Source organism: Arthrobacter sp. 05T410 (assembly GCF_056396505.1).
The window spans coordinates 81,395-106,682 of the sequence record NZ_JBFTLP010000010.1; the positions used below are offsets into that span (position 1 = coordinate 81,395).

The following is a 25,288-nucleotide window of genomic DNA, read 5'->3' on the forward strand; positions in this document are numbered from 1 at the left end:
GGCAGTGCTCCCTCGGTGACCGCGGCTCCGCCCCACTTTTCGAGCTTACGACTGCACGCCAGTTGTGGCTACGGCTCATTGCTTAGCCAGCCGCGCACTGCCGGCGCCTTAGCCGCGGACACCTGTCCGCCGACCGGGTGTTCTGGTGCGGGCGGCTGGCGGGAGTGGACGGTGGTTTAGCCGCGGGCGTCGCGGACCGGGTGCTGGCTGACGATGGAAACCCGGTTGAACGCGTTCATCGTAATCGCCAGCCAACTGACGGCGGAAAATTCTTCGGCCGTCAGGTGCCGCCTGGCCTGTGCGCCTTCGTGGTCGCGGGTATGGGCGTCAGAGATGGTGGTGATGGCCTCGGCCAGCGTCAGGGCTGCACGTTCCTTTTCGGAGAACAGGGTGGTGTCGCGCCACGCGGGGAGGACGGCCAGGCGCTGGGCCGACTCGCCGTTCTTGACGGCGTCGCCCACGTGCATGTCCAGGCAAAAGGCGCAGCCGTTGATCTGCGAAATGCGGACATTGAGCAACTCGATGAGGGTGTCGTCCAGCCCGGCCTCGGTGGCGGCTTCCTTGGCTTTCAGGCCCAGCCCGTTGAGTGCGCGCCAGGCAGCGGGGTGCGCCTTGTCAAGGAATATGCTCCGGTGCCCGGGATCCTGCGGTGCCGTCGTGTCATTCATGAATTCCACAATACCGACGGGCCTCGGCACGGGCCGGAGCGGCGTGTGACAATTTTGTCAAACCTGTGACAAGCTTTGGAGGTGGGAGTGTTTGGTTCGGCGGCCGGCTCCTTGGGGGACCCGGCCGCCGGACCGCTCCTTCTGAGCCGGGCCTCCCCGGGCAGCTACTTTCGAGCCGGGCCAGACTTCGCACCGCCGAGCTCCGCCAGGCCGGGCCTCCTCCTAGCCGGTCCATCTGAGCCGCGCCTTTGAGCTGCTCCTTCCTAGCCGTGCCTTCTGAGCCGGTCCTTCCTAGCCGTGCCTTCCGAGCCGGGCCAGGCTTCGCGCCGCCGAGCTCCGCCAGGCCGGGCTTCACGAGTTGATTTTCGCCGGATCCCGCTGGGGGACATGTCCAGTTTTCAGCCAATCGTGCGGCCGCGGGAGGACATGTCCAGTGGCCACGTCCGGCAGCGGGGCACATGTCCACTCTTCAGGTCCGGGGATGGGCACAAAGGGAGTATGTCCACTGGCACGGGGCAGCGGAGGGCATGCCCGGTGGTCACACGTGGCAGCGATGGGCATGTCCAGTTTTTGGGCTATTTTGCGGAGCGGGGGAGGACATGTCCCTTGGTCACATCCGGCAGCGGAGGACATGTCCAGCCTTCAGGTCCGGGGATGGGCACAAAGGGAGTATGTCCACTGGCGCGGGCCAAGGAGGACATGTCCCGCGGACTCACGGGTAAGCAGGAGCAGGAGCAGCGCCAGCAGCAGGGGAAGCCGCCGAAGCCGCATGGGCCAGTTCCGCCCCCGCCGCCTGCATGGCTGCCGGATCTCCGGCCACGATGATGCGGGCAAAGCTGTCTGCGTAGTCGCCAAGGTCCGGATCCACCGATCCCACCACCGCGTACACCGGCGTGGTGCCGGCACGGGCCAGGATGGCACCGATGATCTTCCCCTGGCCGGTCTGGGAATCCAGCCGGCCCTCGCCGACCACCACCGCGCTGCTGGCGGCCAGTTGCGCGTCGAAGCCCAGCAGATCCAGGACATAGTCCGCCCCTGAGACCAGGCGGGCGCCGTAACGGGCCCACATTCCGCCGGAGAAGCCACCCGCAGCGCCGGTCCGGTCCACCAGACGGGGATCGCGGCCGTAGTCCCGGGCGAACTCCGCCGCGAGCAGTTCGAGTCTGTGCGTCAGCAGCTCAACCGCGGCCGGCCCGGCTCCCTTCTGCGGCCCGAAAACGCGTGCGGCATCGGAAAAACGCGTCGTGACATCACTCAGGATCACCAGCTCGGCACCGCGGAGCCCGCAGCGTTCCTCGATCGCGGCGATGGCGCCGGCCCCGCCGTCGGTGGTGGCCGAGCCCCCTGCCGCCACCACGATGCGGCGTGCGCCGTGCCGGGCAGCCTCCGCGATCAGGACGCCGGTGCCGTACGTGCTCGCCGTCAGCGGGTCCCGGCCGCCGGCGGACGGCAGGTTGAGGCCGCTCGCGACGGCCAGTTCGACGACGGCGGTCCCGTCGGCGGTGAGCCCGACCGCCGCCTCGACGGGTTCGCCCCACGGCCCGACCGTGGTGACAAAGACGGGCCGGGCGTCCAGACCGCGGGCGAGGGCCTCGGTGGTGCCCTCGCCGCCGTCGGCCACGGGCAGCTCGCGGGCCGCCGCGCCGGCCGTGCGGATGCCGGCCGCGATGTGCCCGGCCACCTCGGAAGCCGTGAAGGTGCCCTTGAAACTGTCCGGGGCCACCAGGATGCTCATCGGCTCAGAACCCTACTTTTTCCCGGCCCTTGAGCTGCAGCATCTGCCGCGCCTCGTCGGGGGTGGCGACCTCAAAGTTGAGGGCTTCCAGGATGGTGCGGATCCGGGTGACCTGTTCGGCGTTGGACGCGGCGAGCTGGCCGGGACCGATCCACAGGGAATCCTCCAGGCCCACCCGGACGTGGGAGCCCATGGCGGCGCCGATCGTGGCGAGCGGCATCTGGTTCCTGCCGGCGCCCAGGATGGACCACTCGTAGTCCTCGCCGAGCAGGCGGTCCGCCGTGCGGCGCATGTGCATGAGGTCCTCGGGGTGCGCGCCGATGCCGCCGAGCAGGCCGAAGACCGACTGGACGAACAGCGGTCCCCTGGCCAGCCCGCGGCCGTGGAAGTGCGCGAGGTTGTTCAGGTGCGAGATGTCGTAGCACTCGAACTCGAAGCGGGTGCCGTTCTGGTTGCCGATGCCCAGGATGGTCTCGATGTCCTGGAAGGTGTTCTTGAAGACGAGGTCGCGGCTCTTTTCGAGCCCTTCGCGCTCCCAGTCGTGGCCGAACTCGGTGAAGCGGTCCAGCATCGGGTACAGCCCGAAGTTCATCGAGCCCATGTTGAGTGAGGCAAGCTCCGGCTTGAACAGCGCCGCCGGCTGCATCCGCTCCTCGACGCTCATGTGCGGCGAGCCGCCCGTGGTGATGTTGATGACGGCGTCGGTGTTGCGCTTGAGCTTGTCCAGGATCGGGGCGAAGTGCTCGGGGTCCTGGGAGGGGCGGCCGTCCCTGGGGTCGCGGGCGTGCATGTGCACAATCGCGGCGCCTGCCTCGGCGGCGCCGATCGCGGCGTCGGCGATCTCGTCGGGGGAGACGGGCAGGTGCGGGGACATGGACGGGGTGTGGATGGCGCCGGTGACGGCGCTGGTGATGATGACTTTGCGGGCAGCAGCCATGGGAATGTCTCCTTGGTGGGGCGGGGTGGGGCGGGGCAGCGTGGGTGCGGGGCGGGCGGCGGCCTGGGGCGGACCGGCTCCCCAGGCAGTTCAGTTCAGGTCAGTAGAGCTTTTCGGTGTTGCCGTCCACGGCGAGTGCCTGGCCGTTGACGTTGCGGGCCATGTCGCTGGCCACGAAGGCGGCCATGTTGGCGATGTCCTCGGCCTCGATCAGCCGGCCCAGCGAGGACTGGTTGTGGTACAGCGCGGACACCTCGTCCGCCGGCAGCTCGAGCATCCGGGCTTTGGCGGCGATCACGGAGTCGATGCGTGGGCCGTTGACGGCGCCGGGGCAGATGGCGTTGACGCGGATGCCGTCCGGGCCAAGTTCGATCGCGAGGGTTTTGGTCAGCCCGACGACGGCCCACTTCGACGCCGAATAGGCGCTGCGGCCGGCCATGCCCAGCCGCCCGGCGGCCGAGGACAGGTTCACGATAGAGGCGCCGCTGCCCTCGCGCAGCAGGGGCAGGGCATGCTTGATGCAGAAGAACTGGCCATGGATGTTGACGTCGAAGGTTGCCTTCCACGCCGCGGCGTCGAGGGATTCCAGGGGCCCGGTGGGACCGGCGATGCCGGCGTTGTTGACGAGGACGTCGAGGCCGCCCATTTCGTCCCGGACGGTGTCCATGAGTTCGCGGACCTGGCCCTCGTCCGAGACGTCGCTGACCGCGGCGAGGAGCCCGTTGACGCGGGCCTTGTCGACGGCGTCGGGGTCGATGTCGGTGACGAAGACGGTGGCGCCGAGTTCCCGGAACTTGCTGGCGATGGCCAGGCCGATGCCGTTCGCTCCGGCGGTGACGAGAATGCGCTTGGCGGTGAAATCCATGAGTAGTCCTTGCAGTGAGATGGCTTGCGGACCCGCTCCGAACGCGCGGCGGGGCGCATCCGGAACGGGCGGTGGGAGCAGTGCGTCAGTGGGCGGCCGGAACAATCGCGGGCTTCTCCGTGCCGCGCTTGAGCAGCAGGGACAGCAGCGCGCCGATGACGCACATGCCCACGATGAACCACAGGCCGGAGAGCTTGGAGCCGGTGGCGTCCTGCATGAAGCCCATGACGTAGGGGCCCAGGAAGCCGCCGCAGAGGCCGATGGTGTTGACGAAGGCGATGCCGCCGGCGAGGGCGGCGCCGCTGAGCCGGGTGGCCGGGTAGGTGAAGAGAATCGGCTGCAGGGCGAAGAAATTGAAGGCGGCGAGGCAGAAGCCGATCATGCCCAGCAGCGGCCCGCCGACGGCGCCGAGGGCGAAGCCGGCGACGATGCCGGTCATGGTGCCGGTGACCAGCATCCGGGAGCGGCGGCCGTCGGTGGCGAAGCGGGGGACCAGCAGGGCGCCCGCCGCGGAGAAGATCCACGGGATGGCCGTCAGCAGGCCGATCTGCAGCGGGCTGAGCTTGCCGTACGTGCCGATGATGGAGGGCAGGAAGTAGGACAGGGCGTAGACGGCGATCTGGTGGGTGAAGTAGACGCCGACAACGAGGAGGATCTGCTTGTCCTTCAGGACATCGCGGAGCAGGTGGTTGCCGGAGGCCGCGGCGCCGGCGGTCTCCTCGGCGGCGATGCGGGCCTCGAGATCGGCGGCTTCCTCGGCGGTGAGGAACGTCGCCATGCTGGGGCGGTCCGGGAGCTTCTTCCAGACGACGTAGGCGAGGACGCAGGCCGGGAGTCCTTCGACGAGGAACATCCACTGCCAGCCGTGCAGGCCGCCGAGCCCATCAAAGGTCAGCAGCAGCCCGCCCAGCGGGGCCCCGACAATGTTGGCGATGGAGACGCCGAGCAGGAACATTCCGTTGGCCTTGGCGCGGTCCTTGACCACGAACCACTGCGTCAGGAAGTACATGACGCCCGGGAAGAGTCCGGCCTCGGCCACGCCGAGCAGCATCCGCATGATGTAGAAGGACCATTCGCCCTGGACGAAGGCCATGCCGGCGGAGATGATGCCCCAGGTGATCATGATCCGCATGATCCAGAACCGGGCGCCGACCTTGTGCATGATCAGGTTGGACGGGATTTCGGACAAGGCGTAGGTCAGGAAGAACAGCCCGGCGCCGATGCCGTACGCGGTGGCCGAGATGCCGAGGTCGATCTCCAGCCGGTCCTTGGCCATACCGATGTTGGTGCGGTCCAGGAAGGCCATGATGTAGGCGCCGATCAGCAGCGGCATGACGCGGCGTAAGATCACGCCGTTGATTTCCTGTGGCGTGCGCATCTTCTTTGTTGCGGATACAACTGACATGGGTCGGGGTCCTTGGCTCGTGGGCGGGATAGGTGGTCAGAGCGGGCATGCGGAAAGGGCAAACGGGAGGCAGACGGCCGCGGCAGTGCGCGCGGCGCGTGGTTCGTCAGGGTCGCGGGAATGGGTAGGGCTGGCCGCGGACGGGCCGGCCCGCGTGTAGCGCGGCCTCAGCTGTCAGGAGGCGTGCAGCCGCACGTCCGCCCGACGTGCAGGCGGTGCCGGCACACTTTCGAGGTATAGGTGGCGGACGGGGAATCGATGCGTTTGAGCAGCATGGCGAACGCCTCGTTGGCCATTTCCTGCTGCGGTTGGACAATGCTGGTCAGGTTGATCAGCCCGGAGCGGCTGTGCGGCAGCCCGTCACAGCCGGCGACGGCGACGTCGTCCGGGATGCGCAGGCCGCGCGACAACGCGTATTCCATGACGCCGATGGCAAGCTCGTCGCTGCCGCAGACCACGGCCTGCGGCGGCGTTCCGGCCGAGAAGAGCCGCTCCGCCGCCAGCCGGCCGCCCTCGTTGTTCACCCTGGTGCTGATCTTCCGGTCGCCGCTGATCGTGATGCCCGCCGCGGCGGCTGTGCGGACAAACGCCTGTTCGCGGGCCAGGGAGGCCGTTGAGAACCGGGGGCCGATCACGGTGGCGATTTCGGTGAAGCCGTGGCTGAGCATGTGCTGCATCAGCGTGGTGGCTGCGGCGTCGTCGTCGATCCCGATGAAATCCGAGTCGAGGAAGTCCGCCCGGCGGGACAGGCACACGTACGGGATGCGGGCCGCCCTCAGCGTGCGGAGCGCGGTGGCGTCGTCCCGGAGCGAGGCGGCCAGGATGATGCCATCGACGTTGCGGTGCGCGAGCGTCGAGGTGACCTGGGCGAGCACCTCCGGATCGTCCTGGGTGGTGGCGACGAACACTTCGTAGCCGGACTCCGCCGCGGCCGTAATGACGCCCTGCGCCCAGCGCGGAAACATCGGATTGATGATGTTCGGCAGGATCAGCCCGATGACCCGGGTCCGCTGCGGGTCGGTTGACTGCGACGGCTTACGGGGCCTGAAGCCGAGCTCGTTCGCCACGTGGATGATGTGGCGTCGGGTCTCGGGCGAGACGCCGCCCTTGCCGTTGAGGACGTAGGAAACCGCAGCCGAGGAAACCCCTGCGGCGCGGGCCACGGCAGCGGCCGAAACCGGCGGTACGGGGCCGTCGACGGTGACGCTTATGGCGTGTTCGTGCATGTCCGGCCCTCCTTCGCGTCGGTTCGTTTTGCTGTGACCCCAGTTACAGTAAGGAGCCCGCCGATCGTTAAGCAACGTTAAGTCATTCACGCGGGCCGTGCAGGCCGACTGGTGCCGGACATGCTCATCGTTCGCGCCCGGGCCGAGGGGGCATGCTCATTGTTCGCGCCCGGGCCGAGGGGGCATGCTCATTGTTCGCGCCCGGGCCGGGGGGACATGTCCAGCCGTGGGCCCGGGCGCTGGGCATAGTGGCACTATGGCCACTCTTCGGGCGCGGGGGAGGGCATGTCCAGCGGCGGGGTGCCCAGGGGGGGCATGGCCCTCGGTCGGGGTGCGCGGCCGGGGTGCGCGGCCGGGGTGCGCGGCCGCGGGGCGCACGGTGGCCGCGGGCGGTCGGCCCTAGACAGGCGTTTCGCTGTCGGCAAACATGGAGCCAGCCGCCCTCTTATCAAAGTTGAGCGATGTAGACTCAACTTTGATATCAGAACCTTTCCGGAAGGAGCCCTCGTTGGACGCCAAATTCACCACCAAGAGCCAGGAGGCCCTCGCTGCGGCCGCCATGAACGCCTCGACCGCAGGCAACCCGCAGCTCGAGCCCGCTCACTTGCTCAAGGCCCTCATGGACCAGCGGGAGGGCGTCGCCGTCGCGCTGCTCCGCGCCACCGGTGCCGACCCGGACGCCGTCAGTGTCCAGGCGAGCACCGCCATCAAGGCCCTTCCGTCGACTTCCGGGAGCAGCGTGCAGCAGGCGCAGTTGTCCCGGGCAGGGCTGCAGGCGATCAAGAATGCCCAGAACGAGGCCGAGCGGCTCGGGGACGCCTTTGTTTCCACCGAACACCTGCTGCTGGGCCTTGCCGCCGGGAGCGACGGCGTCGGGAAGCTCCTGCGCGAGGCCGGCGCCTCCCACGAGGCGCTGCTGGCCGCCCTCCCGGGCGTCCGCGGCGACCGCAAAGTGGACAACGCGGACCCGGAGAACTCGTTCCAGGCGCTGGAGAAGTACGGCACGGACCTCACTGCGGTCGCCCGCTCGGGCAAGCTGGACCCTGTGATTGGCCGTGATGCCGAGATCCGGCGGATCATCCAGGTCCTGAGCCGCCGCACCAAGAACAACCCCGTCATCATCGGCGAGCCCGGCGTCGGCAAGACCGCCGTCGTCGAGGGGCTCGCCCAGCGGATCGTGGAAGGCGACGTGCCCGAAAGCCTGCGCGGCAAGACGCTGATCGCCCTGGACCTCGCCTCGATGGTGGCCGGGGCAAAGTACCGCGGCGAATTCGAGGAGCGGCTCAAGGCTGTCCTGGAGGAAATCAAGAACTCTGAGGGGCAGATCGTCACGTTCATCGACGAACTCCACACGGTGGTGGGTGCCGGCGCCACCGGGGACAGCTCCATGGATGCCGGCAACATGCTCAAGCCGATGCTGGCCCGCGGCGAGTTGCGCCTCATCGGTGCGACCACGCTGGACGAGTACCGCGAGAACATCGAAAAGGACCCCGCCCTGGAGCGCCGGTTCCAGCAGGTCTACGTGGGCGAGCCCAGCGTGGAGGACACCATCGGCATTCTGCGCGGCCTCAAGGAACGCTACGAGGCCCACCACAAGGTCTCCATCTCCGACTCCGCCCTCGTGGCGGCCGCGACGCTCTCCAACCGGTATATCTCCGGCCGGCAGCTGCCGGACAAGGCGATCGACCTTGTGGACGAGGCCGCGTCCCGGCTGCGCATGGAAATCGATTCCGCCCCGGAGGAGATCGACCAGCTGCGCCGCCAGGTGGACCGACTGACCATGGAGGAACTGGCCCTGGCCGGCGAGACCGATCCCGCCTCGGTGGAACGGCTCGCGGCCCTGCGGGCGGACATGGCGGACAAGAAGGAGGAACTCGCGGGCCTGAACGCCCGGTGGGAGGCCGAGAAGGCGGGCCTGAACCGGGTGGGCGACCTGCGGGCCAAGCTTGACGAGCTCCGCTCCGCCGCGGACAAGGCCCAGCGCGAGGGGGACCTGGAGACCGCATCCAGGATCCTCTACGGCGAGATCCCCGCCCTGGAACGGGAACTGAACGCCGCCGCCGAGGCCGAAGCGGCCGTGCCGGACAAGTCCGGGCAGATGGTGGCCGACCAGGTTACCGCCGACGACATCGCCGAGGTGATTTCGGCCTGGACCGGCATCCCCGCGGGGCGCATGCTCCAGGGCGAGAGCCAGAAGCTGCTGAACATGGAGCACGTGCTGGGCGAGCGGCTGATCGGCCAGAAGCAGGCCGTCGCCGCGGTCTCCGACGCGGTGCGCCGCGCCCGCGCCGGGATCAGCGACCCCAACCGGCCCACCGGCTCGTTCCTGTTCCTCGGCCCCACCGGCGTCGGCAAGACCGAACTCGCCAAGTCCCTCGCGGACTTCCTGTTCGACGACGAGCGCGCGATGGTGCGGATCGACATGTCCGAATATTCGGAGAAGCACTCCGTGGCCCGGCTCGTCGGGGCGCCTCCCGGGTACGTCGGCTATGAGGAGGGCGGCCAGCTTACCGAGGCCGTGCGGCGGCGCCCGTACTCCGTGCTGCTGCTCGACGAAGTGGAAAAGGCCCACCCGGAGGTCTTCGACATCCTCCTGCAGGTGCTCGACGACGGCCGGCTCACCGACGGGCAGGGCCGCACCGTGGACTTCCGCAACGTGATCCTGGTGCTCACCTCGAACCTGGGCAGCCAGTTCCTCGTGGACCCCAACCTCGACGCCGCGGCCAAGAAGAACGCCGTCATGGCCACGGTGAACGCCTCCTTCAAGCCGGAGTTCCTCAACCGGCTCGATGAAGTGGTGCTGTTCGATCCGCTGAGCGTGGAGGAGCTCTCCCGGATCGTGGAACTGCAGGTCAAGGAGCTGGGCGAGCGGCTCAAGGGCCGCCGGCTGAACCTCGAAGTTACCGAGGGTGCCCGCGCCTGGCTGGCCGTATCCGGCTTCGATCCGGCGTACGGCGCGCGGCCGCTGCGCCGCCTGGTGCAGCGCGAGATCGGCGACCGGCTGGCAAAGGCCATCCTGGCCGGCGAAATCGCCGACGGCGACACCGTCCTGGTGGACACCGCGCCGGACCTGATGGAACTCACCATGGGCGGGCTGGCGGACAGTGAGCTGACCACCGGCGGCGCAGCCACGGGCACCGGGCTCTCGGTCCGGCGCAAGGAGTAGGCGCCGCCGGGCAAGCCTAGGGCAGCAGGGACTCCTTGATGACGTTTCCGCCGTTCGTCGCGGCGTAGCAGTCGACCCGCCGGTCACCCATCTCCCAGCTGCGCGGGCTCGGGTAGGCCAGCTTGTAGCTCAGGTCGTAGTCGCCGGCCTTTGCCGTGAGCGGAGCCGCCTTGCAGGCATCGCGTGCCTTCTGCTTGAGCTGGTCCCGGCCCGGGTACGAGTCATCTGCCCCGTATTTTTCCACGGCGACCAGCTGCGCCGAGTGGCCGGTGGCGCAATCCACGACGGTGGACTGTTGCGCATCCGGGTCGAAGTCCTTGAAGCAGTCCCGCAGCTGGAAGTCCAGGGGGCTGACGCCCTCCAGCGGCAACGCCCCGCGGCTGGCGGGGGCGGACGCCGACGAAGCGGCGGGGGCCGGGCTGTCGTTTTCCGCGGAGGCTTGGCCGCTGCCGGCAAATGCGGCCACAGCCCACCAGACCAGAAGCGCAAGCACCACCAGGACGGCCGCGGCCGCGCCGAGCCGCTTTGGCCCCTGCCGGCGGATCCGGCGGACCAGGGGACGTGCCCGCCGTGAGAGAGCCTTCGTGGTGCGTGAGAGCGCTTTCCTGGCGCCGGCGAAAGCGGTGCCGGCAAGGGCCGGGCGCGCGGGTTTCGCCGCTGCGGGTGCCGCCGCAGGATTCGTGGGCCGCGCACGGTCGGCTGTAATGACGGGCAGGGCGGACGTCGGCGGCCTCGAGGGCGGCGGCGGGATAGTCCCGGCGTCGTTCCTTGGATTCTCTTCGGTCACTGAGAAATTCACCACTTCCGTGCGTCTTTGCCGGGGCTGGAGGCCCGGCGTAGCGGCCCTTTTCTGGGCGCACATCACGAAACTCTATCGAAGATGCGCGGCACCGCGCATGCGCCGGTGGCTCCGGCCACCGTTGCGGGAGGCGCCACACTGTCCACAGGGGGCGGGCCGGCGAGCAGTTGGCGCCGAAAGCATGTAATCTAGGTGTACGACAAATTGACCAAACATTCCGGGGCCTCACCTATCGCCAAAAGGTGACCACCTCCGGTCCAAGTACAAAAGGGGGTCACGCCATGGGGCGCGGCCGTCAAAAGGCAAAAGCTACCAAGCAGGCTCGGGACATCAAGTACTACTCCCCGAACACTGACTATTCGGCCCTCCAGCGCGAGCTCACGGGCCCGGGAAGTCGTGCCACGAGCCACTTCGCGGATGACCCGGTTGAACCGGATTATTCAGCGTATGTGGATAAGTACGCGGACGATGTGGAAGACGACGACGACGAGGTTGATTCCCGTCGCATAGGTTAGTCGACGCTTCCTTCCGGCAGTTTTCTCCGGGGGATCCATCCGGCACCGCGGTGCCAGCCAAAGATTTTCAGGCCGCCGGCCACACCTGTAACAGGCGTGGCCGGCGGCCTTTCTTGTGACCGCAGCCTTCCGTATCCGGGCCGGCCGGCTGGCCCGCGCTTCGCCGCGGATGAGCCGGCGCAGTTGTCACCGGCGGGGCGCCGGGCTAGGTTGTTCGTGCCGGATTTTCCCGGACGCCACACCGATGCCCCGGAAGGACTGCCATGACCATGCGCAAAGGATTCGCCGAGGGCGAGCTCTGCTGGACGGACCTCCAGACCCCCGACGTGGAGACGGCGAAGGTCTTTTACGCGGAGGTTTTCGGCTGGCGGTACGAAGACCTGCCCACTCCGGACGGACGCAGCTACGCGAAAGCCTTCCTGGGCGACGACCTGGTTACCGTGCTCGCGCCGCAGAACCCACAGCAGGAAGCCGCGGCTGAACCGGGCCGGTGGAACGTGTATTTCGCGGTCGACGACGCCCGGGACCTGGCCACCGAACTGGCCCATTCTCCCGGGCACCTTGAATTCGGCCCCGAGGAGATCGGTGATACCGGCGTCATGGTCTTCTTCGCCCCGCCCGGCGGCGGAACCACCGGGGCCTGGCAGGCCGGCAGCCACATCGGAGCCGGCCGGAGCCAGGAAGCGGGCACCTTGGCCTGGGCTGAACTGCTCACGCCGGAACCGCAGGCCGCCGTCGGCTTCTTCCAACAGCTCTTCGGGCACGACGTCACCGAATACCCCCAGGACGACGGCGGCACCTACACCACGCTCATGGTGGGCGGTGCCGAGGTGGCCGGCATCGCCCGGGTTCCCGGCGACGCGCAGGACACCCTCGAGCCGGGGTGGCAGGTCTACTTCGGCGTCTCCAACGTCGCAGTGGCGGTGCAGGCTGCGGTGGCCGCGGGCGGCGTCGTGCTGATCGAACCGGATGAGATCGAGGAAGCCGGCACCATCGCCACCCTCAAGGATCCGCAGGGCGGCGTCTTCAGCCTGCTGGAGGTTTAGGACCGCGGCTTAATCGGATCGAGTGCTTCCCACCTGCTCCCTCGCCTCGCAAGCTCGGCCAGGGAACCCTGCCGGCGTGGGACCGGCTGCCGTTTTGAGACCTCAAAACGGCTGGGGAGCACTCGACGTGGGTCGGGCCCGTTTAGGCGTAGGCGTTGACCAGCCGGACGGCGCCGCCGTCGACGCCCTTGGCGCCCTGGACGTAATCCGGGCCGGTCTTGAGGGCCGCATCCGAGTTCTGCTCGACGGTGCCCATGATCCAGGACGGCAGGCCGCGGTCGTTGAGCCGGTTCACGGCGGCGTCGGCCGCTTCCGGCGAAACAATGGCGACCATGCCCACGCCCAGGTTCAGGGTGCGCTCGAGGTCGGCCAGCGGGACGTTGCCGAGCTCGGAAACCAGCTTGAAGATGGCCGGGAGCTCCCAGGTGGAGCGGTCGACGGTGGCCAGCAGGCCCTGCGGGAGGACGCGGGCGAGGTTGGCTGCGAGGCCGCCGCCGGTCACGTGGCTGAAGCCGTGGACGGCCTTGCCGCCCGCGGAGCCGTTCACCGGGAAGGTGCGGGCGAGGTCCAGGCAGTCCGCGGCGTAGACGCGGGTGGGCTCGAGGAGCTCCTCGCCCAGGGTGCGGCCTAGCTCGGAGACCTGGCGGTCCAGGGCCCAGCCGGCGTGGTTGATGACGCGGCGGACCAGTGAGTAGCCGTTGGAGTGCAGGCCGGAGGAGGCCATGCCGATCACCACGTCGCCGGCGCGGACGCGGTCCGGGCCGAGCAGCTGGTCGGCCTCGACAACGCCGGTGGCGGCACCGGCGACGTCGTACTCGTGTTCCCCGAGCAGGCCGGGGTGTTCGGCGGTTTCGCCGCCCACCAGGGCGGTGCCGGCGACCGAGCAGGCGGCCGCGATGCCGCGGACGATGTCGGCGATGCGCTCCGGGACCACCTTGCCGCAGGCGATGTAGTCGGTCATGTACAGCGGCTCGGCGCCCACGACGACGATGTCGTCCACCACCATGCCGACGAGGTCGTAGCCGATGGTGTCGTGGATGTCCATGGCCTGAGCGATTGCCACTTTGGTGCCGACGCCGTCGGTGGAGGTGGCCAGCAGCGGGCGCCTGTAGGTAAGCAGCCGGGAGACGTCGTAGAGGCCAGCGAACCCGCCGACGCCGCCGATCACCGAGGCGTTGTGGGTGGCCTTGACGGCGTCCTTCATGAGTTCGACGGCGCGGTCTCCCGCTTCGACGTCGACGCCGGCGGAGGCGTAGGTGATGCCGGCGTTCTGGGCGGCGTTCATGTCAGCGGCCGGGGAGGCGGAAGTCATACTGGCTCTTTCTTGTCGGCTGTGGTGACGCGGTCGGCATCGGTGAGCAGTTCTTCGAATTCGGAGTCCGGCCCCGGATCGCAGCCGGTGGCGCCGGCCTTCTCGGCCGGATCGTCGGCGATGGAGGTGCCGGGTTCGGCGTCGGAGGCGGCACCGGAGGGCGCCGCGGCGGAATCAGCCGCGCCGGCGGCGGTTGGGAGGCCGCCGAGGTCGGTGCGCTCGAGCAGGTTCTTGCCGAGCTTGTCAGCGCCGGGCAGCTCAATCGGGTACTTGCCGGTGAAGCAGGCGGTGCAGAGACGCTCGCGCGGCTGGCGGGTGGCGTCGATCATGCCGTCTTCGGAAATGTAGGCGAGCGAGTCGGCGCCGATGGCCTGGGTGATCTCGTCGATGGTGGCGCCGTTGGCGATCAGTTCCGCCCGGGAGGCGAAGTCGATGCCGTAGAAGCAGGGCCACTTGACCGGCGGGGAGGAAATCTTGATGTGGACGCTTGCGGCGCCCGCCTCCCGGAGCATCCGCACGATGGCGCGCTGGGTGTTGCCGCGGACGATCGAGTCGTCCACCACGACGACACGCTTGCCGCGGATCACGGATTCGAGGGCGTTGAGCTTGAGCCGGATGCCGAGCTGGCGCAGCGTCTGCGAGGGCTGGATGAACGTGCGGCCCACGTAGGAGTTCTTGACGAAGCCGTGCGCGAAGGGGATGCCGGATTCTTCGGCGTAGCCCACCGCCGCGGGGGTGCCGGATTCGGGCACGGGAATGACGATGTCCGCTTCCTGGGTGTTTTCGCGGGCCAGCTGGCGGCCCATTTCGACGCGGGATTCGTACACCGAGCGGCCCGCAATGGAGGCGTCCGGGCGGGCGAGGTAGACGTATTCGAAAACGCAGCCGGCCGGCGTCGCCTCGGCGAAGCGCTGCGAGCGGACGCCGTCCTCGTCGATCGCGATGAATTCGCCGGGTTCGATTTCGCGGATGAAACTGGCGCCGACGGTGGCGAGGGCGGACTGCTCGGAGGCAACCACCCAGCCGCGTTCGAGCCGGCCCAGGCACAGCGGGCGGATCCCGTAGGTGTCGCGGGCCGCGTAGAGGGTGCCTTCATCCATGAAGACGAAGCAGAAGCCGCCCTTGATCATGGGCAGCAGCTCCATGGCCGTCTGCTCCAGGGACTTGCCCTCTTCGCCCTCCAGGAGCGCGGTCACCAGCGCGGTGTCGGAGGTGTTGCCCTGCTTCATCTCGCCGCTGAGGTTTCCGCCGTTGCGGTCCTCGATCATCGCCTTGAGCTCGGCCGTGTTGGTCAGGTTGCCGTTGTGGGCCAGGGCCACGGTGCCCGTGGACGTCGCGCCCAGGGTGGGCTGGGCGTTGGCCCAGTGGCTCGCACCGGTAGTGGAATAGCGGCAGTGGCCGACGGCCAGGTGCCCGGTCAGGGTGTTCAGCGTGGTCTCGTCGAAGACCTGGGAAACGAGGCCCATGTCCTTGTAGACGTTGATCCGCTTGCCGTCGCTGGTTGCTATGCCAGCCGACTCCTGACCGCGGTGCTGCAGTGCATACAGCCCGTAGTAGGTGAGTTTTGCTACTTCTTCACCGGGTGCCCAGACCCCAAAGACGCCGCATGCGTCCTGAGGGCCTTTTTCGCCTGGGAGAAGATCATGAGAAAGTTTTCCATCGCCGCGTGCCACTGGTCGATTATCTCACGATGTGCGCTAAGACTTTTCCGGCGGCCGGTTTATGACCTGACGCCCTTCAGCGGAGGTTCCCGTCGCGGCCCTCGTCGTCGTCGGCGTCCGGTGCGGATTCAACGACGGCGTGCTCGGCGCGGCGGACGCTCCGCCGGTCCAGGACGAGGGCGATCGCGGCACCCACGATGACGCCGCCGGCCGCGCAGAGGACCATGAAGAAGCCGAAGACCGAGGAGCGGTCGAAGCTCGGGTCACCGGGCAGGGCGTAGGCGATGATGGCCGCGACGGCCACGCCCAGGAGCCCGCCCAGGATCAGGAAGGGCACATATTTCGGGGCCCGGCGGACGGTGACCTCGCGGCGCTCCGGAACGCCGCCCTGAACGTTGCCCTGTGCCGGTTCCCGCTGGGGGTCGTTGCCTGCTGTGCCGGGGGTTTCGTGGGGAGACATGCCGTTAAGCCTACTGCCCTTCGACTCATTGCCGCGGACCGCATCCCAGAGCAGACTAGGGCTAGGTACAGACGAGCTAAGGATCCGCCATGTTAGCCTCAGCCGACCGTGTTCGTGAGGAGCAGCGCTTGCTCTGGGATGAGTTCTCGGCGGGCTGGAAGAAATGGGACGCGGAACTGCTCGGCTGGCAGGCCCCGTTTGGCGACGCCCTCCGCCAGGAGCTCCGGCTCCGCCCCGACTCAGTGGTGCTGGACGTCGCGGCAGGCACGGGGGAGCCCGGCCTTAACGTGGCCGCGCAGGTGCCGGAAGGCCGTGTGGTCCTGACTGACATTTCGGCCGGAATGCTTCGGGTGGCCGAGGAGAAGGCATTGGCCCGGCGCCTGAACAACCTGGACTTTCAAGTGTGCGATTCGGCCGCCCTGCCGTTCCGCAACAACACGTTCGACGCCGTGTACAGCCACTTCGGTTTGATGTTCTTCCCGGTGATGTCCGCGGCCATGGCAGAGATGGCGCGCACCGCGAGGCCGGGCGCCCGGGTGGGCGCCGTCGTCTGGGGACGCGCGGCGGCAAACCCCTGGGCCAGCCTGATCCTGGGCACAATTGCCCGGCACCGGGAACTGCCCATTCCGCCCGCCGAGACTCCCGGGCTGTTCCGCTGCGCACCCACTGGGTTCATGACCCGGATGTTCAAGGAGGCCGGGCTCGCCGAGGTGGCCGAGCACCAGGTCAGCACCGACCTGGTGCACGAATCCCCGGAGAGCTACTGGGAGTTCATGACCGACATCGCGACCACCGTGGCGATGGGCTTGGCCAAGGCGGACGCGGAGTCGCGGGCCCTGATCCGCTCGGATGTGTTCGCTCTGCTGGGCCGCTACGAGCACGACGGCGCGATCCGGCTCCGGTCCACCGCCACCGTGGTGGCGGGGACAAAGGTGTAGCCGGCTGGCGTCCCGGGCCCGTTTTCGCGGCGTTTTCGGACAGGGGCTGCGGTTTCGGACGGGCGCGCCGGGGATCCGCGCTGCACGGGTCCGATTTCGTAGCGAATTCCCGGGAACGTGGCGGGATCAGCGCCGGCAGGACGGGAGCGGCCGCCGGGGAACGCCAGCCGCCGCCAGAAATGTGCCGAATGTTCCGGGATTGGCCAGCTCCGACCACGTCCAACGGATCACCCGGCGGCCGGTGGCACGAATCCGGTCCTCCCGGCGTTTCTCGTCGGTGAGGGCCTCTGCTGGCGTCCGGCCCCGGAGATACTCCGCCTTGCGGTACTTCACGAGGCCGTCGAACTCTCCGCAAAGCTGATCATCGGGCCAGTCAAAGTCAGTGAACGCCACCAGCCCCCGGGCATCACGAATTTCGACTTGGAGGAGGGGGACCCGGAAGCCGAGCCGATGCATCAGGGCGCGGCTCACCGATTCTCCAGGGGAGCCGGACGCAGGATCAGCAAACTGCAGGGCGGTCCGGATCCGCCGGGCCGCGGCTGCCGTGTAGTTGCCGCCAATGCCGGCGTCGAGTTCCCCGCGGCTGAGCGGTGCCAGGTTGCCAGGCCGCGGCCCCAGGACATGGTCGAATACTGCGACGCCCTGCTCAAACGATTCGAAGGCGGCCAGGTCCAGTGCTGTCCGGACACGGTCTGTGACCAGGAGCCCGTGACGTTCCTCGATCTGCACCGAGTCCAAATCGACCAGATGCCGGCGGACCCCGGCGCGCGAGCGCCCGCCGCCGCCGTCGGACGTGCAGGCATGCACCAGATGGCTGTGGCCCAGAACCGGCATGTCCCACAGCACAGCGGAGGACTGGCGGCAGAAGACGGTCCGGCTCCGCAATGTGGAAGCAGCCGCCCGGATGAGGACCCGATTCCTGTCCCACGGCGGCAGCGCCTCCCACTCGTGGGCCCGGACGTACACTCCCTGCCTGATGCGCCGGAGCTGCCCGGCTTTCGCCTGCCGTGCAAGGCCCCGTGCGTCCTGGCCGAGGCGCGCGAGGTCGCTGCTGAGAATCAGTCGGGGTAGGTCCATGCCCCGATGGTGGCCCTCGCTGCGGGGCCGGACAACCACCGGCGGGGCGGATGTGGAAAACTACTCCGCTGCGGCTTCGGACCGGCGCGCAGCTATGGGAACCGCGCGCCGCGGATCCGTGCTGCATCTGTCCGATTCCGCCGCGGTGGTCCGAATCCGCCCCGAGAACGCCGCGAGAACGCCGTGGAGCGGTGCGTCGTCAGACGCCCAGCGCTTCCTTCAGCGACGCCACGTGGCCCTGGGCCTTGACCTGGTACTGCGCCAGTTTGACCTTGCCCTCGGGGTCCAGCACCACGGTGGAGCGGACGATGCCCTCCGTGACCTCGCCGTGGACCAGCTTCTCGCCCCACGCGCCGTAGGCGAGGGCCACGGCATGGTCCTCGTCGGCCAGGAGCGGGAAGGTCAGGGCGAAGTCGCCGGTGAAATGGGCCAGGGCCTCGGGGGCGTCGGGGGAGATGCCCAGGACCTCGTAGCCGGAGCCCTGCAGGGACGCGAGGTTGTCGCGGAAATCGCACGCCTCGGTGGTGCAGCCGGGGGTTGCCGCCTGCGGGTAGAAGTACACAATGACGTTCTTGCCGCGGTAGTCGGCCAGGGCAACCGGCTTGCCTTCGGCGTCAGGCAGGGTGAAATCCGGGGCCGGGGTGCCCGGCTGAAGCTTGACGGTCATGTTTGCGCTCATGATGATCCTTCGGGGGTGGACAACGGGTCTGTGATGCACAACATCGTGGACCGAGGCTGTATTCCGCCGCCTGGGTCTGGCAAGGACCCGTCCGGGGCGGCTTTGGCAGGCTTGGGGCCGACAGCTTTTTCATAGCTCCGGCATAGCTGCCGTAGCTAGATTGAAGTCATTATGGAACAGCGAAATCCACAGCAGCGACGATTTGGATTCGGGCGCACTTCCGGCCGCGGGCGCGTCGAGTGACCGTCCGGCCACGGGCCTTGATGGGTGCGGTCTGTGCAGCAGTGCTCGCGGTCGTCCTGGCCGCAGGTATCTATTCCTTTGCGCAAGCCCGCTTGACGGCGGCGAATCCCACGGCGGCGAATCCCACGACGACGTCGGCCGCGCCGTCTGCCGCGACGACGGCTGAGGCCGGTGCTTCGCCGTCAGCCAGTCTCAATCCGGCGGTCCCGGCGGTCCCGGCGTCGAGCGCGGTGGACGCTGCCCTGGACGCGCGCATCCAGGCCATTCTCGCTGCCAACAGCCAGTACCAGATCGGCGTGGCGCTGATCGGCCTCTCCCAGGGCGCCGGTACCGCGGACGTCCACGAATACGGTGTCCGGGAGAAATTCGTGGCCGCGAGCACAGCCAAAGTCCTGGCCGCGGCGGCCTACTACCACTTGGTCGAAACCGGGGCGGCCAGCCTCGATGACCCTTTGGGGAGCTACACCGCCGGCTTCCAGCTCCGGGAGATGATCCAGCAGAGCGACAATGACTCGTGGTCGCTGATCATGGACGCAGTGGGCCACGAGGAACTGACAGAGTACGCGGCGTCGCTGGGTGTGAGCTATGACCCGGAAACCAACACGCTGACACCGGCGGAAATGGCGACGATCCTGGCGGGGGTCTACTCCGGGACGCTCCTGAACGCCGGGGACACCGCCGAGCTGTTGTCCTATATGCAGGACACCAACTACGAAACGCTCATTCCCGCCGCCGTTCCGGAAGGGATCACGGTCTTCCACAAGTACGGGCTCCTGGGCGGTGAGCTGCACGACGCCGGCATCCTCGCCCGGGACGGCACCGCATACGCGCTGGTCATCTACACCAAGGGCCAGGACCTGAGCGACGTCCCGGAACGCACTGAAGTGATCCATCAGCTGACGCAGGCGGTGGCGGACGCCCTCTTCTAGGCCGTTTCCAGCCCGCGCACGTCCGGGTCCGCCCGCATGGCGTCCGAGCCCCTAGATGCCAAGCTCCTCCCGCAGCGCCCGCACGTGGCCCTGCGGACTGACGTGGTATTGCGCCAAGACCACGTTGCCATCGGGACCGACAACCACGGTGGACCGGACCGTGCCTTCGCGGACCTCGCCGTCCATCAGCTTCTCGCCCCAGGCGCCGTACGCGAGGGCCACAGCGTGGTCTTCGTCCGCGAGAAGGGGGAACGTGAGCGCATGTTCCGCGGCAAAGGCGGACAGGGCCTCCCGGGCGTCGGGTGAGATGCCAAGGACCTCGAAGCCTGCGCCGTGGAGGGCAGCGAGGCTGTCTCGGAAGTCGCAAGCCTCGGTGGTGCACCCGGGAGTGGCTGCGCGGGGGTAGAAGTAGATGATGACGCTTTTGCCGCGATAATCGGCCAGGGAGATCCGGCGGCCCGCAGCATCTGGCAGCGTGAACCCGGGTGCTGGATCTTCGCTGTGCAGCTTAGTGATGGCGTGCAGCTTGGTGGTCACGGTGGATTGCATGCAGTTCCTTCGATCGAGGGTCGGGATGGTTGTGACAGCGGAGCTCAGATGCTGTATTCCGCTGGTCCGCGTACCGTCGCCCGCGGACCGGGGACGAAGCGGTAGCCGCCGCTGCGGACGGTGACGACGGCGTGCCGGCAGCCCTTGAGTTTCCGGCGCAACCGGCCGACGTACACGTCGATGGACCGGGTTGCCGCGCCCGGGGTGTCGAACGCGTCGAGGCAAAGCTGCAGCTCCTGCCGGCTTACCGTGCGGGAGCAGTTCTGCACGAGACATCTCAGAAGCGTGAACTCCAGATCCGTCAGGGGCACCCGCTCTCCGTCCAGCCTGGCGTCTCCGGCCGCGAGGTCGACGGCGAGCCGGCTGATGCTGCCGGGGACGGGCTCCAGGCCCGCCCCGCCGGTGTCCCCGGCGGGATCTGCTGTTCCCGCCGGGGTGCCGTCGTCTCCGGGGGACCGGACGACGGCGGATGTTGCGGCTCCGGCGGCGGGCCTAAAGTGGACTTCCGCCTCCGGGGCACATCTGAGGGCGCGGCCGAGCACGAGTTCGGCCGCGCGGGCCAGGCACGCCGGGTCAACGTCGGCGTCGTCCGGCACCGTGACCCAGACCGCCAGTCCCTTCGCGGTGAGGCCGGCCTGCCGTGCCTGCCCGTTATGCCGGGCCCGTGCGTGAACGGCGGGCGGGGTGCCGGCCACGGCCGCCTGGCTCACACGCCGCCGCGGCGGATCAGCTTGCCGGTCGGGGTCCGGCCGTCGATCAGGGTGCCGCGGAGGTAGGTCTGCCGGACGACGCCGGAAAGCGCCTTGCCGTCATACGGGGTGATGGGGTTCTTGTGCTTGAGCTTGGAGACATCCACAACGAAAGCCTCGTCCGGGGCAAATACGGCGAGGTCGGCGTCGTATCCCGGCGCCAGTTGGCCTTTGTTGCCCAGGCCGGCGAGTTGGGCCGGCTTTGCCGCCATCCACGAGAGAACCTGCTCGAGCGGGATACCGCGGTGCCGGGCCTCGGTCCAGATCAGCGACAGGCCCAGCTGCAGCGAGGAGACGCCGCCCCAGGCCACGGCGAAGTCACCGTTTTCCAGGTCCTTCAGGTCCAGGGTGGACGGGGAGTGGTCCGAGACGATGCAGTCGATGGTGCCGTCCTGCAGGCCGGCCCACAGCAGTTCGCGGTTGGAGGCTTCGCGGATCGGCGGGCAGCACTTGTAGGCTGTGGCGCCGTTCGGGATTTCCTCGGCCGTCAGCGTCAGGTAGTGCGGGCACGTTTCCACGGTGAGGCGAACGCCGTCGCGCTTGGCGGTGGCGATCATGGGGAGCGCGTCGGAGGAGGAAAGGTGCAGGATGTGGGCGCGGGCTCCGGTCCAGCGGGCCCGTTCGATGACCTCGGCGACGGCCTTGTTCTCGGCCCCGCGCGGGCGGGAGGCCAGGAACGTGGAGTAGTGGTCGCCGCCGGGGTGGGGCGCGTGGTCGATCGCGTGGGAGTCCTCGGCGTGGACGATCATGAGCGAGTCGAAGGACTTGAGCTCGGCCATGTCCTGTTCCATTTCGTCCGCTTCCAAGTGCGGGAACTCGTCCACGCCGGAGTGCAGCAGGAAGCATTTGAAGCCGAAAACGCCCTCGTCGTGCAGCGGCCGCAGTTCGTTCTTGTTGCCCGGGACGGCTCCGCCCCAGAAGCCGACGTCCACGAACACCTGGTCCCCGGCCACCTCCCGCTTGAGTTTCAGGGCCTCCACGGTAGTGGTGGGCGGGATGCTGTTCAACGGCATGTCAATGATGGTGGTGACGCCGCCGGCCGCTGCCGCCCGGGTGGCGGACGCGAATCCCTCCCACTCGGTCCGGCCGGGCTCATTGACGTGCACGTGGGTGTCCACGAGGCCCGGCAGGAGGGTCTCGTCGTCGGCGAGTTCAATGACTTCACGGCCGGAGAGGCCGTTGCCCAGCGGCTCGATCGCGACAATCACGCCGCCGCGGATGCCGACTTCCCGGGCGGCGATGCCGGCGGTGGTCAGCACCCGCTGCCCGCGGAAGACGACGTCGTAGGTTTCTTCAGACACTGAGGGTCTCCTTTCCCGGAGCACTGTCCAGGGCGCGGGCGCCCTGCGCGGAGTGCGCCACGTTGGCCAATTGCTCGCCGAGTTGCCGTCCGAGGCGCTCCAGCAGCGCCGCGGCGTCGGTTATACATGTGTCTACATTGCTTTCCAGCTCCGTCAAAGCGTGGACTGCGAGGAACCCGGAACTGCTGATCTGCTCCGGGGTCAGGACGGACCGGCCGCACACCGCGACCACCGGAACCTTGGCGCGGCGCGCCGCCCGGGCAACGCCCACCGGAGTCTTGCCCAGCAGGGTCTGTTCGTCGAGGCTGCCTTCGCCGGTGATCACCAGATCCGCGCCGGCCAGCCGCTCGGCCAGCCCGGTGAATTCGAGGACGACGTCGATGCCGGGCCGGCGGGTCGCGGCCAGTACCGCGATGGCTGCGTAGCCCACGCCGCCGGCAGCCCCGGCACCCGGAGCGTCCGCAGCCTTCCGCGCGCGGGGCCCGATTTCGGCGCAGAGCACGTCCACAAAGCGGGCCAGGGCGGCGTCGAGGGCTGCTACGTCCTCGGGGGTGGCGCCCTTCTGCGGACCGAAGATCGCAGCGGCGCCTTGGGCACCAAGCAACGGGTTGTCGACGTCGCTGGCGAGTACGAAGCGTGCCTCGTCCAGGCGGGAATCGAAGCCGGAGAAGTCGATCCAGGCCAGCCGGGCCAGGGCCGCACCGCCGGGCGGAAGCTCGTTGCCGTCGGCGTCGAGGAGCTTGGCACCGAGTCCCTGCAGGACCCCGGCGCCGCCGTCGGTGTTGGCGCTGCCGCCGACGCCCAGGATGATCTGCCGGCACCCGGCGTCGAGCGCGGCCCGGATCAGTTCGCCGGTTCCCTTGCTGCTGGCGCCATTGGCGGAGGCGGAATCAGGGCGGCCGCCCCTGCCGCCGGGCAGGACGGCGAGGCCGGACGCGGCGGCCATCTCAATGACCGCCTCGCGTCCGCGGACCGCGAACTCCGCCCGGATCGGCGCGCCGGTGGGGCCGCTGACGACGGCGCTGCGGCGGGTGAAGCCGGAGCCGACGGCGGCATCGAGGGTGCCCTCGCCGCCGTCGGCCACGGGAATCCGCAGTACCTCCAGATTGCCACCGCAAGCCCTCTGCAGCCCTGCTTCGAGGTGCCGGGCGACGTCCGGGGCCGAGAGCGATCCCTTGAACTTGTCCGGCGCTATGACGACGCGCATCTCAGGCCTGCAGGGCCAGAATGGCGGTGGGGGCGTCCTCGGCGGTCTCGGCCAGGGCCTCGAACTCGTTGACGGCGTTGATTTCGGTGCCCATGGAGATGTTCGTGATCTTCTCCAGGATGACTTCCACCACCACCGGAACCCTGAACTCGCCCAGGAGCGCCTTGGCCTTGTCGAACGCGGCAGGCAGGTCCTCCGGGTTTTCCACCCGGATCGCCTTGCAGCCCAGGCCCTCGGCCACCTTAATGTGGTCCACGCCGTAGCCGCTTGCGGTTGCAGAGAGATCCGTGGAGTTGATGTTCTCGAACGCCAGGGACACGTTCTGTTCCATGTTGAAGCCGCGCTGGGACTGCCGGATCAGGCCGAGGTAGGAGTTGTTGACCACAACGTGGATGTACGGCAGGTTGAATTGCGCGCCCACGGCCAGTTCCTCGATCATGAACTGGAAGTCGTAGTCGCCGGAGAGGGCAACCACGGTCTGGTCCGGCTTGCCCCGGACCACGCCCAGCGCGGCGGGGGCGGTCCAGCCCAGCGGGCCTGCCTGTCCGGCGTTGATCCATTTGCGCGGGCCGAACACGTGCAGCATCTGGGCGCCGGCGATCTGCGACAGTCCGATGGTGGACACGTACGTGGTGTCCTTGCCGAATGCTTTGTTCATTTCCTCGTACACGCGCTGCGGCTTGATCGGCACGTTGTCGAAGTGGGTCTTGCGGTGCAGTGTGGCTTTGCGCCCGGAACATTCGTCAACCCAGGCGGTGTAGTCCGGCAGGGACCCGGCGTCCCGGCGTTCCCGGGCCAGCTCCAGCAGCCCATCCAGGGCGGCGCCGGCGTCGGAGGCGATGCCGAAGTCCGGGGAGAACACGCGGCCGATCTGGGTCGGCTCGATGTCGATGTGCACGAACGTGCGGCCGGCGGTGTAGGTGTCCAGGCCGCCGGTGTGGCGGTTGGCCCAGCGGTTGCCGATGCCGATCACGGAGTCGCTGCGCAGGAAGTTCTCGTTGCCGTACCGGTGGCTGGTCTGCAGGCCCACCATGCCGGCCATGAGTTCGTGGTCATCCGGGATCGCGCCCCAGCCCATCAGGGTGGGGATCACGGGGACGCCCAGCAGCTCGGCCAGTTCCACGAGCTGCGCCGAGGCTCCGGCATTGATGATGCCGCCGCCGGCCACGATCAGCGGGCGCTCGCCTGCGGTGAGCATGTCCAGTGCCTTTTCCAGCTGCTTCCGGCTGGCCCTGGGCTTCTCAACGGGCAGGGGCTCATAGGTGTCGATATCGAATTCGATCTCGGCCATCTGCACGTCGATCGGCAGGTCCAGCAGGACCGGACCCGGGCGGCCGGAGCGCATCAGCTGGAAAGCTTTCTGGAAGGCTCCGGGAACCTGGCCGGGTTCAAGGATGGTCATGGCCAACTTGGTGACCGGCTTGGCGATGGACTCGATGTCCACGGCCTGGAAGTCCTCCTTGTGCAGCTTGGCCACGGGTGCCTGGCCGGTGATGCAGAGCATCGGGATGGAATCGGCCCACGCCGCGTACAGGCCGGTGATCATGTCCGTGCCCGCGGGGCCCGAGGTGCCGATGCAGATGCCGATGTTGCCGTCCTTGGCCCGGCTGTAGCCGTCGGCCATGTGGCTGGCGCCTTCAACGTGGCGGGCCAGGGTGTGGCGGATGCCGCCGTGGGCCCTCATGGCCGAATAGAACGGGTTGATCGCCGCGCCTGGCAGGCCGAACGCCTCGGTGGCGCCCTCCTTTTCCAGGATGGCGACGGCTGCGTCTACAGTGCGCATCTTCGTCATGGTGTGCTCCTTGAAAGTCTGTTTTTGGG

At 68.5% G+C, this 25,288-nt stretch carries 22 protein-coding genes; 5 read left to right on the forward strand and 17 right to left on the reverse strand.

Annotated features, from left to right (window positions below; translation table 11 throughout):
• Positions 1-176: 176 nt before the first annotated feature.
• The 6 genes from AC1DFR_RS14050 to AC1DFR_RS14075 form a co-directional block, all read right to left on the reverse strand.
• On the reverse strand, positions 177-668 hold the full coding sequence (locus AC1DFR_RS14050) for a carboxymuconolactone decarboxylase family protein (RefSeq protein WP_476873673.1): 492 nt from the start codon (positions 666-668) through the stop codon (positions 177-179).
• Between the two features lie 712 nt (positions 669-1,380).
• On the reverse strand, positions 1,381-2,403 hold the full coding sequence (locus tag AC1DFR_RS14055; RefSeq protein ID WP_476873674.1) for a glycerate kinase: 1,023 nt from the start codon (positions 2,401-2,403) through the stop codon (positions 1,381-1,383).
• Between the two features lie 4 nt (positions 2,404-2,407).
• The gene (gene kce / locus AC1DFR_RS14060; protein WP_476873675.1) at positions 2,408-3,340 is read right to left on the reverse strand and encodes a 3,5-dioxohexanoate:acetyl-CoA acetone transferase; all 933 of its coding nucleotides are present in this window, start codon (positions 3,338-3,340) and stop codon (positions 2,408-2,410) included.
• A 100-nt stretch (positions 3,341-3,440) separates the two neighbouring features.
• Positions 3,441-4,205, reverse strand: a complete 765-nt coding sequence (locus tag AC1DFR_RS14065) for an SDR family oxidoreductase (protein ID WP_476856980.1) — start codon at positions 4,203-4,205, stop codon at positions 3,441-3,443.
• 85 nt (positions 4,206-4,290) lie between these two features.
• Entirely contained in the window at positions 4,291-5,610 is a 1,320-nt protein-coding gene (locus AC1DFR_RS14070) for an MFS transporter (RefSeq protein ID WP_476849780.1), read from the reverse strand.
• 167 nt (positions 5,611-5,777) lie between these two features.
• Positions 5,778-6,836, reverse strand: a complete 1,059-nt coding sequence (locus tag AC1DFR_RS14075; RefSeq protein WP_476873676.1) for a LacI family DNA-binding transcriptional regulator — start codon at positions 6,834-6,836, stop codon at positions 5,778-5,780.
• Between the two features lie 508 nt (positions 6,837-7,344).
• Between AC1DFR_RS14075 and clpB the strand changes: the two genes are divergently transcribed.
• Positions 7,345-10,002 carry an ATP-dependent chaperone ClpB gene (gene clpB / locus AC1DFR_RS14080; protein WP_476873677.1) on the forward strand — a complete coding sequence of 886 codons (2,658 nt, stop codon included), beginning with the start codon at positions 7,345-7,347 and terminating at the stop codon, positions 10,000-10,002.
• 16 nt (positions 10,003-10,018) lie between these two features.
• On the opposite strand, the gene AC1DFR_RS14085 is transcribed toward clpB, so the two are convergent.
• On the reverse strand, positions 10,019-10,789 hold the full coding sequence (locus AC1DFR_RS14085) for a septum formation family protein (RefSeq protein WP_476873678.1): 771 nt from the start codon (positions 10,787-10,789) through the stop codon (positions 10,019-10,021).
• Between the two features lie 293 nt (positions 10,790-11,082).
• On the opposite strand from AC1DFR_RS14085, the gene AC1DFR_RS14090 reads away from it, so the two are divergent.
• Together AC1DFR_RS14090 and AC1DFR_RS14095 are read left to right on the forward strand one after the other, a co-directional pair.
• Positions 11,083-11,316 carry a DUF3073 domain-containing protein gene (locus AC1DFR_RS14090; RefSeq protein ID WP_018774150.1) on the forward strand — a complete coding sequence of 78 codons (234 nt, stop codon included), beginning with the start codon at positions 11,083-11,085 and terminating at the stop codon, positions 11,314-11,316.
• Between the two features lie 263 nt (positions 11,317-11,579).
• On the forward strand, positions 11,580-12,362 hold the full coding sequence (locus tag AC1DFR_RS14095; protein ID WP_476873679.1) for a VOC family protein: 783 nt from the start codon (positions 11,580-11,582) through the stop codon (positions 12,360-12,362).
• 142 nt (positions 12,363-12,504) lie between these two features.
• Here the strand turns inward: AC1DFR_RS14095 and purM are convergent, their stop codons facing one another.
• From purM to AC1DFR_RS14110, 3 genes are all read right to left on the reverse strand, one after another.
• The gene (gene purM, locus AC1DFR_RS14100; RefSeq protein ID WP_476856976.1) at positions 12,505-13,674 is read right to left on the reverse strand and encodes a phosphoribosylformylglycinamidine cyclo-ligase; all 1,170 of its coding nucleotides are present in this window, start codon (positions 13,672-13,674) and stop codon (positions 12,505-12,507) included.
• Positions 13,671-15,347 (reverse strand): amidophosphoribosyltransferase, encoded by a 1,677-nt coding sequence (gene purF / locus AC1DFR_RS14105; RefSeq protein WP_476871832.1) that lies wholly within the window; start codon positions 15,345-15,347, stop codon positions 13,671-13,673. The genes purM and purF overlap by 4 nt, the downstream gene beginning before the upstream one ends.
• Before the next feature lie 64 nt (positions 15,348-15,411).
• A complete protein-coding gene (locus AC1DFR_RS14110) occupies positions 15,412-15,795 on the reverse strand; it encodes a hypothetical protein (RefSeq protein ID WP_476871833.1) in 384 nt (127 codons plus the stop codon).
• 89 nt (positions 15,796-15,884) lie between these two features.
• Between AC1DFR_RS14110 and AC1DFR_RS14115 the strand changes: the two genes are divergently transcribed.
• Positions 15,885-16,733, forward strand: a complete 849-nt coding sequence (locus tag AC1DFR_RS14115) for a class I SAM-dependent methyltransferase (protein ID WP_476873680.1) — start codon at positions 15,885-15,887, stop codon at positions 16,731-16,733.
• Between the two features lie 126 nt (positions 16,734-16,859).
• On the opposite strand, the gene AC1DFR_RS14120 is transcribed toward AC1DFR_RS14115, so the two are convergent.
• Together AC1DFR_RS14120 and bcp are read right to left on the reverse strand one after the other, a co-directional pair.
• Complete coding sequence (locus AC1DFR_RS14120; protein ID WP_476873681.1) at positions 16,860-17,810, reverse strand: hypothetical protein; 951 nt, start codon at positions 17,808-17,810, stop codon at positions 16,860-16,862.
• Positions 17,811-18,009: 199 nt separating this feature from the next.
• The gene (gene bcp / locus AC1DFR_RS14125) at positions 18,010-18,489 is read right to left on the reverse strand and encodes a thioredoxin-dependent thiol peroxidase (protein WP_028275479.1); all 480 of its coding nucleotides are present in this window, start codon (positions 18,487-18,489) and stop codon (positions 18,010-18,012) included.
• A 239-nt stretch (positions 18,490-18,728) separates the two neighbouring features.
• On the opposite strand from bcp, the gene AC1DFR_RS14130 reads away from it, so the two are divergent.
• Positions 18,729-19,661, forward strand: coding sequence for a serine hydrolase (locus AC1DFR_RS14130; RefSeq protein WP_476873682.1), 933 nt, complete (start codon positions 18,729-18,731; stop codon positions 19,659-19,661).
• A 51-nt stretch (positions 19,662-19,712) separates the two neighbouring features.
• On the opposite strand, the gene AC1DFR_RS14135 is transcribed toward AC1DFR_RS14130, so the two are convergent.
• The 5 genes from AC1DFR_RS14135 to gcl are packed head-to-tail and all read right to left on the reverse strand — an operon-like array spanning position 19,713 to position 25,259.
• Positions 19,713-20,210 (reverse strand): peroxiredoxin, encoded by a 498-nt coding sequence (locus AC1DFR_RS14135; RefSeq protein ID WP_476873683.1) that lies wholly within the window; start codon positions 20,208-20,210, stop codon positions 19,713-19,715.
• Positions 20,211-20,254: 44 nt separating this feature from the next.
• A complete protein-coding gene (locus AC1DFR_RS14140; RefSeq protein ID WP_476873684.1) occupies positions 20,255-20,905 on the reverse strand; it encodes a winged helix-turn-helix domain-containing protein in 651 nt (216 codons plus the stop codon).
• A gap of 11 nt (positions 20,906-20,916) precedes the next feature.
• Entirely contained in the window at positions 20,917-22,260 is a 1,344-nt protein-coding gene (gene allB / locus AC1DFR_RS14145; RefSeq protein ID WP_459385722.1) for an allantoinase AllB, read from the reverse strand.
• A complete protein-coding gene (locus AC1DFR_RS14150; RefSeq protein ID WP_476873685.1) occupies positions 22,253-23,467 on the reverse strand; it encodes a glycerate kinase in 1,215 nt (404 codons plus the stop codon). Before AC1DFR_RS14150 ends, allB begins: the two co-directional genes overlap by 8 nt.
• A gap of 1 nt (position 23,468) precedes the next feature.
• A complete protein-coding gene (gene gcl / locus AC1DFR_RS14155) occupies positions 23,469-25,259 on the reverse strand; it encodes a glyoxylate carboligase (RefSeq protein WP_476856967.1) in 1,791 nt (596 codons plus the stop codon).
• Positions 25,260-25,288 lie beyond the last annotated feature (29 nt).

Excerpts from the sequence above, each read along its gene's own strand:
- kce (WP_476873675.1), bottom strand. The coding sequence starts at position 3,340 with ATGGCTGCTGCCCGCAAAGTCATCATCACCAGCGCCGTCACCGGCGCC.
- AC1DFR_RS14055 (WP_476873674.1), bottom strand. The coding sequence starts at position 2,403 with ATGAGCATCCTGGTGGCCCCGGACAGTTTCAAGGGCACCTTCACGGCT.
- AC1DFR_RS14110 (WP_476871833.1), bottom strand. The coding sequence starts at position 15,795 with ATGTCTCCCCACGAAACCCCCGGCACAGCAGGCAACGACCCCCAGCGG.
- gcl (WP_476856967.1), bottom strand. The coding sequence starts at position 25,259 with ATGACGAAGATGCGCACTGTAGACGCAGCCGTCGCCATCCTGGAAAAG.
- bcp (WP_028275479.1), bottom strand. The coding sequence starts at position 18,489 with ATGAGCGCAAACATGACCGTCAAGCTTCAGCCGGGCACCCCGGCCCCG.
- AC1DFR_RS14070 (WP_476849780.1), bottom strand. The coding sequence starts at position 5,610 with ATGTCAGTTGTATCCGCAACAAAGAAGATGCGCACGCCACAGGAAATC.
- AC1DFR_RS14095 (WP_476873679.1), top strand. The coding sequence starts at position 11,580 with ATGACCATGCGCAAAGGATTCGCCGAGGGCGAGCTCTGCTGGACGGAC.
- AC1DFR_RS14050 (WP_476873673.1), bottom strand. The coding sequence starts at position 668 with ATGAATGACACGACGGCACCGCAGGATCCCGGGCACCGGAGCATATTC.
- AC1DFR_RS14150 (WP_476873685.1), bottom strand. The coding sequence starts at position 23,467 with ATGCGCGTCGTCATAGCGCCGGACAAGTTCAAGGGATCGCTCTCGGCC.
- AC1DFR_RS14065 (WP_476856980.1), bottom strand. The coding sequence starts at position 4,205 with ATGGATTTCACCGCCAAGCGCATTCTCGTCACCGCCGGAGCGAACGGC.
- purM (WP_476856976.1), bottom strand. The coding sequence starts at position 13,674 with ATGACTTCCGCCTCCCCGGCCGCTGACATGAACGCCGCCCAGAACGCC.
- AC1DFR_RS14115 (WP_476873680.1), top strand. The coding sequence starts at position 15,885 with ATGTTAGCCTCAGCCGACCGTGTTCGTGAGGAGCAGCGCTTGCTCTGG.
- AC1DFR_RS14135 (WP_476873683.1), bottom strand. The coding sequence starts at position 20,210 with ATGCAATCCACCGTGACCACCAAGCTGCACGCCATCACTAAGCTGCAC.
- AC1DFR_RS14120 (WP_476873681.1), bottom strand. The coding sequence starts at position 17,810 with ATGGACCTACCCCGACTGATTCTCAGCAGCGACCTCGCGCGCCTCGGC.
- AC1DFR_RS14075 (WP_476873676.1), bottom strand. The coding sequence starts at position 6,836 with ATGCACGAACACGCCATAAGCGTCACCGTCGACGGCCCCGTACCGCCG.
- AC1DFR_RS14090 (WP_018774150.1), top strand. The coding sequence starts at position 11,083 with ATGGGGCGCGGCCGTCAAAAGGCAAAAGCTACCAAGCAGGCTCGGGAC.